We start from the raw sequence: 16,148 nt of genomic DNA, 5'->3' as shown, positions 1-16,148 counted from the left end.
TCACCCGCTTCCGGCGAGACCCACCACCAGCCAGATGAACCCCGCGCCCGCGATCGTGCACAGCAGGGTCGAGCGGGCCGGGTGCTCGTGGTGCGCCTCGGGGAGGATCTCGGCGGCGGCCAGGTACAGCAGTACGCCGCCGAAGAGGCCGAGATAGCCGCCGAGCGCTTGCTCCGGGATGGTGAAGAACAGGGTCGAGGCGACGCCGATCACCGGGGCCACCGCGTCCGCGAACAGCATCGTGATCGCCTTGCGGCGCGCGTTCCCGTACAGGCTCGTGATCGTGTACGTGTTGAAGCCGTCCGCGAAGTCGTGGGCGATCACCGCGAGCGCGACCGCCAGGCCCATGCCGCCGCCGACCTGGAAGGCGGCGCCGATCGCGACGCCGTCCATGGCGCTGTGCCCGACCATCGCCGCGGCGGCCGTCAGGCCCACCTCGGGCGCGCGTCCGTTGTGCTCCTCGCCGCCGTGCGCGACCTGCCGGGCGGCCAGCAGCCGTTCCACCAAATGGGCCAACAGGAACCCGCCGACGAACAGCAGCAGGGCCGCCGGTACGCCGAACACCTCCTCGCCCGCCGCCTTCAGCGCCTCCGGGAGCAGATCCAGGCCGACCACGCCGAGCATCAGCCCACCCGCCAGGCCCAGCACCAGGTGGCGGCGGTCGGTGACCCGCTGTGCCGTCCAGCCGCCGGCCAGCGTCATCAGGAACGCGCCGAGCGCGACGAAGACCGCCATGAGCCCTTCGTATCCGATCGCACCCCGTTCGCGCACATCCGGCGACAACCTCGCGCCCACTGACGCGCCCACCGACTTCTCGCAGCACCCGATTCATCCGTAGGAGAGGACCGATTCCCATGGCCGATGCCCCCACCGGCAAGGTGACCATCGTCGGGGCAGGGCCCGGCGCCGCCGACCTGCTGACCTTCCGCGCCGCGCGCGCCATCGCCGAGGCCGACGTCGTGATCTGGGCGGCCAGCCTGGTGCAGGCCGAGGTCCTCGAGCACGCGCGCGAGGGGGCGGAGATCCTGGACTCGGCGACGATGTCCCTGGAGGACGTCGTGGCCGTGTACGAGCGGGCGGCGGCCGACGGGCTGAAGGTGGCCCGCATCCACTCCGGCGACCCGGCCCTGTGGGGCGGTACGCAGGAGCAGCTGGACCGGTGTGCGAACCTCGGCGTCGAGACCGAGATCATTCCCGGCGTCTCCTCCTTCTCCGCCGTGGCCGCGCTCGCCCAGCGCGAGCTGACGATCCCCGAGGTCGCGCAGTCCGTGATCCTCACCCGGCTCGGCGGCGGCAAGACGCCCATGCCGCCCGGCGAGGAGGTGCGGGAGTTCGCGCGGCACGGCACGACCATGGCGCTGTTCCTGTCGGCCGCCCGCAGCGGACAGCTCGTACGGGAGCTGCTGGAGGGCGGCTATCCGACGTCCACGCCGGTCGTGGTCGCCTACCAGGCGACCTGGCCGGAGGAGCTGATCGTGAAGTGCACGATCGAGACGCTGGAGGAGACCGTCAAGGAGCACAAGCTCTGGAAGCACACCCTCTTCCTGGTCGGCCCCGCCCTCGACGCGACCGGCACCCGCTCGCACCTCTACCACCCCGGTCACTTCCACGGCTTCCGCAGGGCCGATCCACAGGCACGCGCGGAGCTGCGCGCGGCCCGCAAGGGCAGTCCTTCGTGATCACCGTCTTCGGTACGGGGACGGGGGCACCGCTTTCCGCGGACGCCTCGGACGCGCTGGCCGAGGCCGGGCTCGTCGTGGGCGCCCGACGCCATCTGGCGGCCGCGCGGCTGCCGGACGCGGTGGAGCGGATCGTCCTCGGGCCGCTCGCGCCCGCCCTCGACGCGATCGAGGGATGCCTGGAAAAGGAGCGGCGCGTCGTCGTGCTCGCCTCCGGTGACCCCGGGTTCTTCGGGATCGTGCGGGCGCTGGCCGAGCGGTTCGGGGCCGAGCGGCTGGACGTGCGCCCCGGTGTCTCGTCCGTCGCGACCGCCTTCGCGCGGCTCGGGCTGCCCTGGGACGACGCGGTGGTGGTGAGCGCCCACGGGCGGGCGCTGCGCACGGCCGTCCAGGTCTGCCGCTCGCACCCGAAGGTGGCGGTGCTGACCGGCCCCGGCTCCGGGCCCGCCGAACTGGGCGCCGCCCTCGCCCACCACAGCGCCGGGCGCGTCCTCGTCGTGGCGAGCGCCCTCGGCGACCCCGCACACGAGCGTGTCGAGCGGGTCACCCCGGCGGAGGCCGCGGGCCGCGACTGGGGCACGGCGGTGAGTGTCGTCCTGTGCCTCGACGAGTCGCGGGCCCTCGCCCCCGTGCGGACGGTCGCCGGGCCCCCGGCCGGACCCGACCGGTGGGCCCTGGACGAGCGCGAGTTCACCCACCGCGACTCGATGATCAGCAAGTTCGAGGTGCGGGCGCTGGCGCTGGCCCGGCTCGGGCCGCGCCTCGGCGAGCTGGTCTGGGACGTCGGCGCGGGCTCCGGGTCCGTCGCCGTCGAGTGCGCGCGGTTCGGGGCCGCCGTCACCGCGATCGAGAAGACACGGGACGGCTGCGACCGGATCCTCGCCAACGCCGAGGCGCACGGCGTCGACGTCCGGGTGGTGCACGGGGCCGCGCCCACCGTGCTGTCCGACCTGGACGATCCGGACGCCGTCTTCATCGGTGGCGGGGGGCGCGAGCTGCCCGCCATCGTGACCGTCTGCGCACGGCGGGCCCGGCGGGCCGTCGTCGTCGCCATGGCCGCGCTCGACCGGGTGCCGGCGGCCCGGGAGGCGCTGACCGCCGCCGGGCTCGACTGCGACGGCGTACTGCTGCAGTCCTCCCGGCTCGCGCCGCTGCCGGGGAACGTCACCCGGCTCGCGGCCACCAACCCCGTTTTTCTGCTGTGGGGCGTCCGGCCTCCGGCGCGTACCGAAGGAGTGCTCCAGTGATCGGCCTGATTTCCGCCACGGCGGCGGGCGCGGCGGCCCGTGACCGGCTGGCCTCGGCCTGGCCCACCCGTACGCGGGTGTACGACGGGTCCGTCGGGGACGCCGTGCGGCGGGCCTTCGTGGAGTGCGACCAGTTGGTGTGCTTCCTCGCCACGGGCGCGGTGGTGCGGCTGGTCGCACCGCTGCTGGGCGACAAGACGTCCGACCCGGGGGTCGTGTGCGTGGACGAGGTCGGCCGGTTCGCCGTGTCGCTCGTCGGCGGTCACGGCGGCGGCGCCAATGAACTCGCCCGCGAGGTGGGCGAGTTGCTCGGGGCCGAGCCGGTGGTGACGACGGCGACGGACGCGGTCGGAGTGCCGGGTCTCGACACGCTCGGCTTCCCCGTGGAGGGCGAGGTCGCCGCGGTCACCCGGGCGCTGCTGGACGGCGAAACCGTCGCCCTGCGGGCCGACTTGGCGTGGCCGTTGCCGCCCCTGCCGGTCGCGACGGAGGGCGCGTACGGCATTCGTGTCACCGACCGGGCCGTGGCGCCCGGCGAGCGCGAGGTGCTGCTGCGGCCGCCCTCCCTCGTGGTGGGGGTCGGCGCGTCCAAGGGCGCCCCGATGGCGGAGATTCTCGCACTCGTCGAGGACGTACTCCGTGGCGCCGGGCTGTCCCCGAGGTCCGTCGCGGAGCTGGCCACCGTCGACGCCAAGGCCGAGGAGCCCGGCATCGTCGAGGCCGCCGGACGGCTCGGGGTGCCCGTGGTGACGTACACCGCCGAGGAGTTGGCGACGGTGGACGTGCCGAACCCCTCGGACGCACCGCTCACCGCCGTCGGCACCCCGTCCGTCGCGGAGGCCGCCGCCCTCGTACGCGGCGGTGAACTCCTCGTACCCAAGCGGAAGTCGACGCGTGCGGACGGGCGGCCCGCGATGGCCACCTGTGCCGTCGTGCGCCGCGTGGCGCGCGGGCGGCTCGCGGTGGTCGGGCTCGGGCCCGGCGCCCGTGACCTGCTCACCCCGCGGGCGAAGGAGGAGCTGCGGCGGGCGTCGGTGCTCGTCGGGCTCGACCAGTACGTCGACCAGATCCGCGATCTGCTGCGCCCCGGCACCCGGATCCTGGAGTCCGGGCTCGGCGCCGAGGAGGAGCGGGCGCGCACGGCGGTCGCCGAGGCCCGGCGCGGGCAGGCCGTCGCGCTGATCGGCAGCGGGGACGCGGGCGTGTACGCGATGGCGTCACCGGCGCTGGCCGAGGCGTCCGACGACATCGACGTGGTCGGGGTGCCGGGCGTGACCGCCGCGCTCGCGGCCGGGGCGATCCTGGGAGCGCCGCTGGGCCACGACCACGTGTCGATCAGCCTCTCCGACCTGCACACACCGTGGGAGGTCATCGAGCGCCGGGTGCGGGCCGCCGCGGAGGCGGACATCGTCGTGACCTTCTACAACCCGCGCAGCCGGGGCCGCGACTGGCAGCTCCCGAAGGCGCTCGCGATCCTCGCCGAGCACCGGGAGCCGACGACGCCGGTCGGGGTCGTCCGCAACGCCTCCCGGCTGGACGAGTCGAGCCGGGTGACGTCGCTGGGGTCCCTGGATCCGGCGATCGTCGACATGATGACCGTCGTGACCGTGGGCAACACGGCGACGCGTGAGATCGCCGGGCGCATGGTGACACCGCGCGGCTACCGCTGGCAGGAGGACCCCAAGTGAGCCGAGTGAGCCAGGTGTTCCCGGAGAACCGGGTCGTGCACCCCATCGAGCAGGAGTCCTTCCGGCGGCTGCGTGCCCGCCTGGACACCTCGCACTTCCCGCCGCTGACGCGGGCGGTCGTGGAGCGGGTCATCCACTCCGCGGCCGACCTCGAATACGCGGACGACCTCGTCACCGACGAGGGCGCCCTGGCGAAGGCGCACACGGCGCTGCACGCCGGGGCGCCGGTCGTGGTGGACGTGGAGATGGTCGCGGCTGGCATCACGCGCCGCGACACCGTCTGCCGCCTCAAGGACGCCAAGTCCGGCCCGGGGCTGACCCGTTCGGCCCACGCGATCCGGCTCGCGTACGAGGACGTCGGGCCCGGCGCGCTCTGGGTGATCGGCTGTGCGCCGACCGCGCTGGAGGAGCTGCTGACCCTCGACGCCGACCCGGCGCTCGTCATCGGTCTGCCCGTCGGCTTCGTCGGCGCCGCCGAGTCCAAGGCCGCGCTGCGCGACAGCGGGCTGCCCGCCGTCAGCAACGTGTCCGAGAAGGGCGGCTCGGCGGTCGCCGCCGCCGCGCTCAACGCCCTGCTGTACCACCCCGCAACCAAGGAGTTTTCGTGACCACCCCGCCCCCCGCCCTGCTCATCGCCGGACACGGCACCCGGGACGCGGCCGGAGCCGAGGCCTTCCGCGACTTCGTACGGCAGTTGGGGCACCGTCACCCCGAACTGCCCGTCGCCGGAGGGTTCATCGAACTGTCGCCGCCGCCGCTGGGTGACGCCGTGACCGAACTGGTCGAGCAGGGGGTACGCCGGTTCGCCGCCGTCCCGCTGATGCTGGTGTCCGCCGGGCACGCCAAGGGGGACATCCCGGCGGCGCTGGCCCGCGAGAAGGAGCGGCACCCCGGGATCTCGTACACCTACGGGCGCCCGCTGGGCCCGCACCCGTCACTGCTGGCGGTGCTCGAACGGCGGCTGGACGAGGCGCTCGGCGGCACGGTCCGTACGCCGCAGGACCGGTCCGACGTCACCGTGCTGCTCGTCGGGCGCGGCTCCACCGACCCGGACGCCAACGCCGAGGTGCACAAGGCGGCGCGGCTGCTGTGGGAGGGGCGCGGGTACGCGGGCGTCGAGACGGCGTTCGTGTCGCTGGCGGCGCCGGACGTCCCGTCGGGCCTGGACCGCTGTGTGAAGCTGGGCGCGCGGAGGGTTGTGGTGCTGCCGTATTTCCTGTTCACCGGCATCCTCCCCGACCGGGTGCGGCAGCAGACCGAGGGCTGGGCGGCCGCGCACCCGGACGTCGAGGTGCGGTCCGCCGACGTCATCGGCCCCGAGCCGGAGCTGCTCGACCTGGTCATGGAGCGGTACCGGGAGGCCGTCAAGGGCGACCTGCGGATGAACTGCGACTCCTGCGTCTACCGCATCGCGCTGCCCGGCTTCGAGGACAAGGTGGGCCTCCCCCAGCAGCCGCACTTCCACCCGGACGACGACGGGCACCACCACGACGGACATCACCACGGGCACCACCACGGCGGGCACGCGCATGCGCACTGAGGGCGCGTACGGGGGCGACGCGCACGATCTGCGGCACCACGGGGACGCCGAGGTGCGGGACGACGGCTCGGCGCTCACCGATCTCGCCGTGAACGTCCGTGCGGACACGCCTCCGGCGTGGTTGCGCGAGCACGTCGCCGCGTCGCTGGACGGCCTCGCGGCCTACCCGGACGGGCGGGCCGCGCGGGCCGCGGTGGCGGCGCGGCACGGGGTGCCGGTGGAGCGGGTGCTCCTGACGGCGGGCGCGGCGGAGGCGTTCGTACTTCTGGCCCGCGCTCTGAAGGTCCGTCAGCCGGTCGTGATCCACCCGCAGTTCACCGAACCGGAGGCGGCGCTGCGGGATGCCGGCCACACGGTCGACCGGGTGTTGTTGCGCGAGTCGGACGGCTTTCGGCTGGATCCCGCGGCCGTACCCGAGGACGCGGACCTCGTCGTGATCGGCAACCCGACCAATCCGACGTCCGTGCTGCACCCGGCGGCCGCGATCGCCGCGCTCGCCCGGCCCGGGCGGACGTTGGTGGTCGACGAGGCGTTCATGGACGCGGTGCCGGGTGAGCGGGAGGCGCTGGCCGGGCGGACGGACATTCCCGGGCTTGTCGTGCTGCGCAGCCTCACGAAGACGTGGGGGCTGGCGGGGTTGCGGATCGGGTACGTCCTGGCCGCGCCGGACACGGTCCGCGAGCTGGCCCGTGCGCAGCCGCTCTGGCCCGTCTCCACGCCCGCCCTCGCGGCGGCCGAGGTGTGCGTGTCGCCCCGGGCGCTCGCCGAGGCCGCGCACGCGGCTCGGCGGGTCGCCTCCGACCGGGCCCATCTCGTCGCGGGGCTCCGGGAGTTCGAGCCCGACGGGTTGCGGGTCGTCGAGCCCGCCGAGGGGCCGTTCGTGCTGATTCGGCTGCCTCGGGCGGTGGTGGTGCGGCGTCAGTTGCGGGGGCTGGGGTTCGCGGTGCGGCGTGGGGACACGTTTCCGGGGCTGGGGGACGACTGGCTCCGCCTGGCCGTGCGAGACCGGGCCACCGTCAATGGATTCCTCCAGGCGTTGGATCGGGCGATGGTCGTGGCTGGGCGATGAGGGGCGGGTACGGCAAGGGCCTGTCTCGCCCCCGCCGCCCCTACCCGTCCCATCCTCAACCTGGGGGCTCCGCCCCCAGACCCCCCGGGTGGATTCTTCGACTGCGGGTGGTGGGGGCTGGTCGCGCAGTTCCCCGCGCCCCTGAAGGGGCGCTGCGCGCATCTTCAGCCCGTCCGGCGTTTGAGGACGAGGCCGTCAGGCCGATGGGGCGCAGCCCCCACCGGCCCGCAGCCGGCAAACCCACCCGGGGGTCTGGGGGCGTAGCCCCCAGGGATGGGACGGGTAGGGGCGGCGGGGGCGGGGACAGGGCGGGGTCAGGCCTGGCGGCGGCGGGCCAGGGCTACGGCCGCTGCGCCCGAGGCCAGGAGCACGACCCCGCCCCCCACCACGTACGGAGTCGTCGACGTGCCGCCGGTCTCGGCGAGGCCCGACTCCGCCGGTGCCCCCTGGGGCTTGATGTCGGGAGGAGGGGCCGACACGGAGACAGCGGGCGCGGACGGGGACTCGCAGGTGACGGACCCAAGGGTCAGGGTGCCTTCCACATCCGCCACGTTCAGCTTCAACGGGTTGACGGAGACCTTGAGTTCGAGCGCGGACGCCGCCGCCGTACGGGACGTGGTCCGCGTCTTGGAGAAGTCGAGCCGGACCTCACCGACCCCCGGCACCTTCACCTCCGTCGGACCGCCCACCGTCAACGTCACCTTCTTACCGAGGACGGTCACCCCGCCCAGGAGGGTGGCGGAAGCCACGGGCTTGCGGCCCGCCTCACAGGTCGCCTTCGAGGTCACCTGCCCGACCTCGATGAGGGACAGCAACGGCAGCCCGGGGACATGGATCCGCGCATGGGTGAGGTTCGTGGACGCCTCGGCCCCCGACGCGGACACCGTCGCCTTCGCGGAGGCGACATCCGCCCGCAGCACACTGAACGGCTGCCCACCGTCGACCCCGTCCAGCCTCGCCGTCAGCGCGGTCCGCTCGGCGCTCTGCGGCGCCCGCACCTCGTTGAGGGAGACCGCGAGCGGGACGTTCACGGTCTTGTTGAGCAGGGACACGTCGAGCCCGGTGCGCAGCACGACGGCGCTGGCACGACCGTGGTCGGCGCTCGCGTGCGCGGAACCCGCACCGGCCAGCACCATCGGACCGGCGGCGAGGACGGTGGCCGCCGCGGTGGCGGTGAAACGGCGTGCGGGCATGCGGAAGTTGGTGTGGGCGTTCAAGGGTGGGACCCCCAGGAGAGAACAGCTTGGGACCCGGCAAGAATTACGCACCGAGAGTGAACAGTCAGCAACCTGACGTGACTTCACTCCAACGTGGGGTTTCCGGGAGTTCGTTCGAATCTTCCGACACCGCTGGGCACGGATGTTCCCCGCTGTCACCCACTCAACAGCCCCGCCCCGAACACGCCGGTCGACGCTCCGGAGCGCGCACGGTGGTGCGTAACGAGGCGGCCTGCGGACGCGTAACGCTCCGTCAACCGGACGACCGGGCGACCGACGACCTCTCCGCCGCTAGCCGATAACCCGCCCGTTCAGCACGACCCGGCGCGGAGCCGCCAGCACCCGTACGTCCGCGCGCGGATCCCCCTCGTACACCACGAGGTCGGCGGGCGCGCCCTCGTCGAGCCCCGGCCGCCCGAGCCACCGCCGGGCGCCCCAGGTCGTCGCGGACAGCGCCTCGACCGGTGGGATGCCCGCGGTGACGAGTTCGGCGACCTCGCCGGCCACCAGACCGTGGGCCAGCGAACCGCCCGCGTCGGTGCCGACGTAGACCGGGACTCCGGCGTCGTAGGCGGCGCGCACGGTGTCGTAGCGGCGTTCGTGCAGTGCCCGCATGTGCGCCGACCAGCGCGGGAACCTCGTCTCTCCCCCGGCGGCGAGCTGCGGGAAGGTGGCGATGTTGACGAGGGTGGGGACGATCGCGACCCCTCGGGAGGCGAAGAGGGGGATCGTCTCCTCGGTCAGGCCGGTCGCGTGCTCGACGCAGTCGATACCCGCCTCGACCAGGTCCCTGAGCGAGTCCTCCGCGAAGCAGTGCGCGGTCACCCGTGCGCCAAGGCGGTGCGCCTCGGCGATCGCCGCCGTGACCGCCTCGCGCGGCCAGCAGGCGCCGAGGTCGCCCGTCTCGCGGTCGATCCAGTCGCCGACCAGTTTCACCCAGCCGTCGCCGCGCCGTGCCTCCTGGGCGACGTACGCGACCAGGTCCTCCGGCTCGATCTCGTGCGCGTAGTTGCGGATGTAGCGGCGGGTGCGGGCGATGTGCCGGCCCGCGCGGATGATCTTCGGGAGGTCGGCGCGGTCGTCGATCCAGCGGGTGTCGGAGGGCGAGCCCGCGTCCCGGATGAGCAGGGTGCCGGCCTCGCGGTCGGTGAGCGCCTGCTTCTCGGAGACGTCGTCGGGTACGGGCCCGTGCGCGTCGAGGCCGACGTGGCAGTGCGCGTCGACGAGACCCGGGAGGGCCCAGCCCTCGACGGTACGGATGTCACGGGCGCCGGGGGGACGCTCGTAGGAGATCCTCCCGCCGACGACCCACAGTTCGTCCCGGACGTCGTCGGGCCCGACGAGCACCCGCCCCTTCACGTGCAGCACCGCGCGATCGCTCATGCACCGCACCTTAATTCGTGCCGAACGGGGAGGCGCTACAGCCCCTTTCCCCCCTCCTCCACGTCCTCCTCGACCTCCGCCATCGCCGGGTCCAGCAGCCGGGACAGGAAGTGGCGGGTGCGCTCGTGGCTCGGGTTGCCGATGACCTGCGCGGGGGCGCCGTCCTCGACGATCACGCCGCCGTCCATGAAGACGACCCGGTCGGCGACCTCGCGCGCGAAGCTCATCTCGTGGGTGACGACCATCATCGTCATGCCCTCGTGGGCGAGCCTGCGCATGACGGCGAGCACGTCGCCGACGAGCTCCGGGTCGAGCGCCGAGGTCGGTTCGTCGAAGAGCATCACCTCGGGCCCCATGGCGAGCGCGCGGGCGATCGCGACGCGCTGCTGCTGGCCGCCGGAGAGGGAGGAGGGGTAGGCGTCCGCCTTCTCGGACAGGCCCACCCGCTCCAGGTTCTCGGCGGCGACCTTGGCCGCCTCCTCCTTGTCCCGCTTCAGCACCCGGCGCTGCGGGAGCGTGAGGTTCTCGGTCACCGACAGGTGCGGGAAGAGGTTGAACTGCTGGAAGACCATGCCGATCCGGCGGCGTACGGCGTCGATGTCGACGTCGGGGTGCGTGACCTCGGTACCGCCGACGAAGACCTGCCCCTTGGTGGGTTCCTCCAGGAGGTTCACGCAGCGGAGCAGGGTGGACTTGCCGGAGCCGGAGGGTCCGATGACGCAGACGACCTCGCCCTGTCCGATCTCCAGGTCGATACCGCGCAGGACGTCGTTGTCGCCGAAGGACTTGTGGAGGTCCCGGACGTGGATCTCTGGAGTACTGGTGCTGGAACTACTGCTGGTGCTGGTCACTTGGTGGCCTCCCCGGCCTTGGCCTCCAGGCGGCGTACGACGAATCCGAGCGGCACGGTGACGAGCAGGTAGCACAGGCCCGCGACCAGGATCGGTGTGGAGTTGGCGGTCTGGCTCGCCAGGTCGCGCCCGAACTTGGTGAGTTCGCGTTCCTCCAGCGTGACCCCGAGGAACAGCACCAGCGAGGAGTCCTTGAAGAGGAGGACGAGCTCGTTGGTGAGCGGCGGGATCACGATGCGGAACGCCTGCGGGATGACGATCGAGACCATGGCCCGGGCGTGCGAGAAGCCCAGCGAGCGGGCCGCCTCCATCTGTCCCTTGGGCACCGCCTGGATGCCCGCGCGGATCGTCTCGGCCATGTACGCGGCCGAGACCAGGCCGAGCGCGAGCGCCACCTTGCCGTACGTACCGCCGGGGATCTCCGTGCCCGGGAACGCCAAGGGCACGGCGACACCCACGAAGACGAAGATCAACAGGGCGGGCAGGCCGCGGAAGATCTCGATGTAGACGCCGGCGAGCCAGCGGTAGGGACCCACCGGGGACAGCCGCATCAGGGCGATGACCAGGCCGAGCACGAGACCGACGACGAAGCCGGACATCGTGTAGAGCACGGTGTTCTTCAGCGCCAGAGTGATGACGTCCGGGAACATCTGCTTGACCAGGTCCCACTGCGCGAACTGGTTCTTCAGACGTCCCCAGTCCGCCGCGACCGCGAAGGCGATCACGGCGGCGACGAAGACGACGTACTGCGCGCCGCGCGAGAGGGCGCGCTTCTGGCGCCGGGTCAGGCCGGACTTTCGGGGCTGGAGTCGTGTGTCGGCATCGCTCATGAGGCGGACGGCGAGGCGGTGGCCGAGGACGCGGGGTACGGGCCGATCCACTTCTCGTAGAGCTTCTTGTACGTGCCGTCGGCCTTGGCCTGCTTGATCGCCTTGTTGATCTCGGCGAGGAGCTTGGTGTTGCCCTTCTTGACCGTGAAGCCGTACTGCTCACCGGTGTTGAGGTTGTCGACCACCTTGAAGGCGTCGGCGTTCGCCTTGTCCTTCAGCCAGCCCTGGACGACCGGGTAGTCGATGACGACGGCCTGGACCTGGCCGGTGCGCAGGCCGCTCAGGACCGCGTCGGAGGACTCGAAGGAGACCGAGTCGAAGCCCTGCTTCGCCGCGTACTCCTCGCCCGTGGTCTGCGCCTGGGCCCCGAGCTTCTTGCCCTTGGCCTTCACGTCGGCGAGGGAGTTGACGCCGCTCTTCTTGTCGACCAGGACGGCCTGGGTGGCGTCGAAGTACGGGTCGGAGAAGTCGACGTTCTTCTTGCGCTCCGGGGTGATCGTCATGCCGGCCGCGGCGAGGTCGCACTGGCCGGAGTTGAGGAACGCGCCCGTCTTGAAGTTCTCGAAGGGCGTGTCGACGATGGCCTGCTTCACGCCGAGGTTCCCCGCGACCAGATCGATCAGCGCGACGTCGAAGCCCTGCACCTTGCCGTTGATCTCCGACTGGAACGGCGGATACGGGAGGTGGGTGCAGGTCGTGACCTGGCCCGTCTTGACCAGGGGAACGCCCTTGGCGCTGCTCTGGCCCCCACCGCCGCCCGAGGAACAGCCGGCCACGAGCAGCAGCCCGGCCGTGGCGGTGGTGGCGGCCAGAATGCGCGTCCGGCGTCCGAGGACCGAGTTCACGGAGACCTCCTGTGGGGGGAATGGAGGATTCCGATTATAAGGAAAGGTTTGACTCGCTCAAACCAATCCGATGGCTGTTGCGCCGTTCGGCCTCAGAAGTCATGCCTCGCGGGGCCATCCGGCCGTACGACCTGGGGGTGTCCGCTCGTACGACCGAGGATCGCCGCGGGCGTGACAAGGACGCCGGATACGCTCGGGGCTGCGCAATTGGAACCCGTGAGCGAAGAGAGCACCGCCGTGACCCACCCCTTCCTGGACCTCGCCCCGCTGAGCGCCGCACACTTCGCGGCGATCGAGGACCGCGTGGCGCGGCTGCTCTCCACCGAGCAGGACGTCGTGATCATGCAGGGCGAGGCGCTGCTGCCCCTGGAGGGTGCCATTCGCGCCACGGCCGGGCCCGGCACCACCGCGCTCAACGTGATCACCGGGCCGTACGGGCAGACCTTCGGGGACTGGCTGCGGGACTGCGGCGCGACGGTGATCGACCTCGCGGTGCCGTTCCACACGGCGGTGACGGCCGCGCAGGTGCGTGACGCCTTCGCCGAGCATCCGGCGATCGACTTCGTCTCGCTGGTGCACGCGGAGGCGGCGACGGGCAACACGAACCCCGTCGCGGAGATCGGCGAGGTGGTGCGTGCGCACGGCGCGCTGTTCTACCTCGACGCCGTCGCCTCGATCGGCGCGGAGCCGGTGCTGCCGGACGCGTGGGGAGTCGACCTGTGCGTGATCGGGGCGCAGAAGGCGATGGGCGGGCCGGCCGGGGTGTCGGCCGTGTCCGTCAGCGAGCGGGCGTGGGCGCGGATGGCCGCCAATCCCGGGGCGCCTCGTCGGTCCTACCTCTCCCTGCTGGACTGGAAGGAGCGGTGGGTCGACGGCGGGCGCAAGGCGCTGCTGCACGCGCCGGCGCAGCTGGAGATGCTGGCGCTGGAGGCGTGTGTCGAGCGGATCGAGGGGGAGGGACTCGACGCGGTGATGCGCCGCCATGCCCTGGCGGCGGCGGCCACGCGGGCGGGGGCGGTCGCTCTCGGTGGCGGGCTGGAGCCGTATGTGTACGAGACGGGGGACGCGGCGCCGGTCGCCACGACGTTGCGGGCGCCGTCCGGGGTCGATGCGGGGGTGCTGGTCGCGAAGGCGTTGGCCGCGGATCCGGTGTTGCCGTTGGTCGCGGGTGGGGGTGCGCTGGCGAAGGAGATGATCCGGGTGAACCACTACGGCCCCGATGCGACGCCGGGGGTCGTGCATTCCTGCCTCGCGGCGTTGGGGGCGGCGATGGCCGAGTCCGGCCTCACGATCGACCTGGAAGCGGCACGCCGCACGACGACGAAGGCCTGGGCCTAGCCGTACTCCACGGGTGAGTGTGTCGGCTGCGGGTGGGTGGGGGCTGGTCGCGCAGTTCCCCGCGCCCCTCAAAGCCCCCAGCTCGTCCGGCGCGTGAGGACGAGGCCGTCAGGCCGATGGGGCGCCGGGGCGCAGCCCCGCGCCCCAGGGGCGCGGGGAACTGCGCGACGAGCTGAGGGAATCGACGGGCTTACCGAGGCTTAATCGTGCATCAATTGACGAGGCGCTCACCATGCTTATTCTTGCATTAACTCGAAGATTAGCTTCCCGTATTCTTCTGCCCGCTTTCCCGGACCCTAAACGCAAAGATTTCGCGAACGCCAACGACGTAATTCGGGCACGTCTCGTGGCCATTACGTGTCTGTGACGCACTCCACAGCGCGCCCACTTCCTCCCCTATTTTCCGGGCAAACCGTCCCTTTACACCACCCGCAGCACAGGGCTCTCACGGGCGCGTGATAACACAACGGCGCGTCGTGCGTAACCCCGGACGACGATGCAATTTGAGATTTCCCTCGGTAAATTCAATCCGCATGACCGCCGCACAAGCAGACCTGCAAGCGGAATTCCTGGAAATGCCGGAGGGCCTTCGGATCGACCGTCCGAAGGTGGCGGACGGAGCCGCGCTCTGGCATATCGCCAAGGACTCCGGAACCCTCGACCTGAACTCCTCGTACAGCTATCTGCTGTGGTGCCGTGACTTCGCCGGCACGTCGGCGGTGGCGCGCGACGCGGACGGCGTGCCCGTCGGCTTCGTCACCGGGTACGTCCGGCCCGAGCATCCGGGCACCCTGCTCGTGTGGCAGGTGGCCGTCGACGCCGCCCACCGCGGACGCGGACTGGCCGCGGCCCTGCTCGACGGGCTGACCGCGCGGGTCACGGAGCAGCGGACGATCACCGCCGTCGAGACCACGATCACGCCCGGCAACACCGCCTCCGAGCGCCTGTTCACCTCGTACGCGCGACGCCACGGCGCGCGCGTCGAGCACGAAGTGCTGTTCGAGGCCGGGCAGTTCCCGGACGGACCGCACGACCCCGAAGTGCTCTACCGGATCGGTCCGCTCCCCAGCTGACCCCGGGCCGGCCCCCGGCCGACCCGGACACCCCCCTGGCTTCCCCCCTGACTTCTCCCCCCTCCCCCCACGCACCGAGGAGCGATTCGCCGTGACCATCATCCAGCCCGACCTGAGCGTCTTCGAGACCCTGGAGTCGGAGGTGCGCAGCTACTGCCGCAGCTGGCCCACCGTCTTCGACCGGGCCCGGGGCAGCCGGATGTTCGACGAGGACGGGCACGAGTACCTCGACTTCTTCGCCGGTGCGGGGTCCCTCAACTACGGGCACAACAACCCCGTACTCAAACGGGCCCTCATCGACTACCTGGAGCGCGACGGCGTCACCCACGGTCTCGACATGTCGACGACCGCCAAGCGCGCCTTCCTGGAGGCCTTCCAGAACCTCGTCCTACGGCCGCGCGACCTGCCGTACAAGGTCATGTTCCCGGGGCCGACGGGCACCAACGCCGTCGAGTCCGCGCTGAAGCTGGCGCGGAAGGTGAAGGCGCGCGAGGCGATCGTGTCCTTCACCAACGCCTTCCACGGGATGTCGCTGGGCTCGCTGGCCGTGACCGGGAACGCCTTCAAGCGGGCCGGTGCCGGGATTCCGCTCGTGCACGGGACCCCGATGCCGTTCGACAACTACTTCGACGGCCAGGTGCCGGACTTCCTCTGGTTCGAGCGGCTGCTCGAGGACCAGGGGTCGGGGCTCAACCAGCCCGCCGCGGTCATCGTCGAGACCGTGCAGGGCGAGGGCGGCATCAACGTCGCCCGGCCCGAGTGGCTGCGCGCCCTCGCCGACCTGTGCCGGCGGCGCGACATGCTGCTCATCGTCGACGACATCCAGATGGGCTGCGGGCGGACGGGAGCCTTCTTCTCCTTCGAGGAGGCGGGGATCGTGCCCGACATCGTGACCGTGTCCAAGTCCATCAGCGGGTACGGGCTGCCCATGTCGCTGTGCCTGTTCAAGCCCGAACTGGACGTCTGGGAGCCGGGCGAGCACAACGGCACGTTCCGCGGCAACAACCCCGCGTTCGTCACCGCCGCCGCGGCCCTGGAGACGTACTGGTCCGACGGGTCCGCCATGGAGAAGCAGACCCGTGCCCGCGGCGAGCAGATCGAGCAGGCCCTGATCTCCGTCACCGAGGAGAACCTCGCCGACGTGAAGGAGTACCGGGGGCGCGGTCTCGTCTGGGGCCTCGAGTTCCACGAGAAGGAGCGTGCGGGGCGCGTCGCGCAGCGCGCCTTCGAACTCGGGCTGCTCATCGAGACGTCAGGGCCGGAGAGCGAGGTCGTGAAACTCCTCCCCGCGCTCACCATCACCCCCGACGAGCTCGACGAGGGCCTGCGCACCCTCGCCCGCGCCGTACGCGAAACCGTCTGACAGACGACCGACAGACGTCCGGCAG

15 protein-coding genes are annotated in these 16,148 nt (G+C 72.0%); 9 read left to right on the top strand and 6 right to left on the bottom strand.

What is annotated here, in order from left to right; all coding sequences use genetic code 11:
• Complete coding sequence (locus KVT44_RS35810) at window positions 1-735, bottom strand: ZIP family metal transporter (RefSeq protein WP_217571571.1); 735 nt, start codon at window positions 733-735, stop codon at window positions 1-3.
• A gap of 119 nt (window positions 736-854) precedes the next feature.
• Between KVT44_RS35810 and cobM the strand changes: the two genes are divergently transcribed.
• The 6 genes from cobM to cobC are packed head-to-tail and all read left to right on the top strand — an operon-like array spanning window position 855 to window position 7,223.
• Window positions 855-1,679, top strand: coding sequence for a precorrin-4 C(11)-methyltransferase (cobM, locus tag KVT44_RS35805; protein ID WP_217571570.1), 825 nt, complete (start codon window positions 855-857; stop codon window positions 1,677-1,679).
• Window positions 1,676-2,926, top strand: a complete 1,251-nt coding sequence (gene cbiE / locus KVT44_RS35800) for a precorrin-6y C5,15-methyltransferase (decarboxylating) subunit CbiE (protein WP_217571569.1) — start codon at window positions 1,676-1,678, stop codon at window positions 2,924-2,926. The genes cobM and cbiE overlap by 4 nt, the downstream gene beginning before the upstream one ends.
• Window positions 2,923-4,614 (top strand): precorrin-3B C(17)-methyltransferase, encoded by a 1,692-nt coding sequence (gene cobJ, locus KVT44_RS35795; protein WP_217571568.1) that lies wholly within the window; start codon window positions 2,923-2,925, stop codon window positions 4,612-4,614. The genes cbiE and cobJ overlap by 4 nt, the downstream gene beginning before the upstream one ends.
• 5 nt (window positions 4,615-4,619) lie before the next feature.
• Window positions 4,620-5,222 (top strand): precorrin-8X methylmutase, encoded by a 603-nt coding sequence (locus KVT44_RS35790; protein ID WP_217571638.1) that lies wholly within the window; start codon window positions 4,620-4,622, stop codon window positions 5,220-5,222.
• On the top strand, window positions 5,219-6,154 hold the full coding sequence (locus KVT44_RS35785) for a sirohydrochlorin chelatase (RefSeq protein WP_099923380.1): 936 nt from the start codon (window positions 5,219-5,221) through the stop codon (window positions 6,152-6,154). Before KVT44_RS35790 ends, KVT44_RS35785 begins: the two co-directional genes overlap by 4 nt.
• A complete protein-coding gene (cobC, locus tag KVT44_RS35780) occupies window positions 6,144-7,223 on the top strand; it encodes an Rv2231c family pyridoxal phosphate-dependent protein CobC (RefSeq protein ID WP_217571567.1) in 1,080 nt (359 codons plus the stop codon). The genes KVT44_RS35785 and cobC overlap by 11 nt, the downstream gene beginning before the upstream one ends.
• A 314-nt stretch (window positions 7,224-7,537) precedes the next feature.
• On the opposite strand, the gene KVT44_RS35775 is transcribed toward cobC, so the two are convergent.
• The 5 genes from KVT44_RS35775 to KVT44_RS35755 form a co-directional block, all read right to left on the bottom strand.
• Window positions 7,538-8,440 carry an SCO1860 family LAETG-anchored protein gene (locus KVT44_RS35775; protein ID WP_217571566.1) on the bottom strand — a complete coding sequence of 301 codons (903 nt, stop codon included), beginning with the start codon at window positions 8,438-8,440 and terminating at the stop codon, window positions 7,538-7,540.
• Between the two features lie 291 nt (window positions 8,441-8,731).
• Entirely contained in the window at window positions 8,732-9,823 is a 1,092-nt protein-coding gene (locus KVT44_RS35770; RefSeq protein ID WP_217571565.1) for an amidohydrolase family protein, read from the bottom strand.
• 35 nt (window positions 9,824-9,858) lie between these two features.
• Window positions 9,859-10,674, bottom strand: a complete 816-nt coding sequence (locus KVT44_RS35765) for an amino acid ABC transporter ATP-binding protein (RefSeq protein WP_308314199.1) — start codon at window positions 10,672-10,674, stop codon at window positions 9,859-9,861.
• Window positions 10,671-11,504: an amino acid ABC transporter permease gene (locus KVT44_RS35760; protein WP_217571564.1), complete on the bottom strand. Its 834-nt coding sequence runs from the start codon at window positions 11,502-11,504 to the stop codon at window positions 10,671-10,673. Before KVT44_RS35760 ends, KVT44_RS35765 begins: the two co-directional genes overlap by 4 nt.
• Window positions 11,501-12,349, bottom strand: coding sequence for a transporter substrate-binding domain-containing protein (locus KVT44_RS35755; protein ID WP_217571563.1), 849 nt, complete (start codon window positions 12,347-12,349; stop codon window positions 11,501-11,503). Before KVT44_RS35755 ends, KVT44_RS35760 begins: the two co-directional genes overlap by 4 nt.
• Before the next feature lie 237 nt (window positions 12,350-12,586).
• Here KVT44_RS35755 and KVT44_RS35750 point away from each other — a divergent pair, with 237 nt between their 5' ends.
• The 3 genes from KVT44_RS35750 to ectB all read left to right on the top strand — a co-directional run bounded on the left by KVT44_RS35750 (window position 12,587) and on the right by ectB (window position 16,123).
• Window positions 12,587-13,687 carry an aminotransferase class V-fold PLP-dependent enzyme gene (locus KVT44_RS35750; RefSeq protein WP_308314200.1) on the top strand — a complete coding sequence of 367 codons (1,101 nt, stop codon included), beginning with the start codon at window positions 12,587-12,589 and terminating at the stop codon, window positions 13,685-13,687.
• A 533-nt stretch (window positions 13,688-14,220) separates the two neighbouring features.
• Window positions 14,221-14,760: a diaminobutyrate acetyltransferase gene (gene ectA, locus KVT44_RS35745; protein WP_217571559.1), complete on the top strand. Its 540-nt coding sequence runs from the start codon at window positions 14,221-14,223 to the stop codon at window positions 14,758-14,760.
• A gap of 91 nt (window positions 14,761-14,851) precedes the next feature.
• A complete protein-coding gene (ectB, locus tag KVT44_RS35740) occupies window positions 14,852-16,123 on the top strand; it encodes a diaminobutyrate--2-oxoglutarate transaminase (protein WP_190170346.1) in 1,272 nt (423 codons plus the stop codon).
• Window positions 16,124-16,148 lie beyond the last annotated feature (25 nt).

Origin of the sequence: Streptomyces sp. GbtcB7, from assembly GCF_019091445.1 — a bacterium.
Classification (GTDB): Bacteria; Actinomycetota; Actinomycetes; order Streptomycetales; family Streptomycetaceae; genus Streptomyces; species Streptomyces mirabilis.
Note: the sequence above shows the minus strand (reverse complement) of the source record. Positions and strands in the feature narration are given on the sequence as shown.

Coding starts and splice junctions, on each gene's coding strand:
- KVT44_RS35810 (WP_217571571.1), bottom strand. CDS start 735: ATGGCGGTCTTCGTCGCGCTCGGCGCGTTCCTGATGACGCTGGCCGGC.
- cobM (WP_217571570.1), top strand. CDS start 855: ATGGCCGATGCCCCCACCGGCAAGGTGACCATCGTCGGGGCAGGGCCC.
- cobC (WP_217571567.1), top strand. CDS start 6,144: ATGCGCACTGAGGGCGCGTACGGGGGCGACGCGCACGATCTGCGGCAC.
- KVT44_RS35770 (WP_217571565.1), bottom strand. CDS start 9,823: ATGAGCGATCGCGCGGTGCTGCACGTGAAGGGGCGGGTGCTCGTCGGG.
- KVT44_RS35760 (WP_217571564.1), bottom strand. CDS start 11,504: ATGAGCGATGCCGACACACGACTCCAGCCCCGAAAGTCCGGCCTGACC.
- ectA (WP_217571559.1), top strand. CDS start 14,221: ATGACCGCCGCACAAGCAGACCTGCAAGCGGAATTCCTGGAAATGCCG.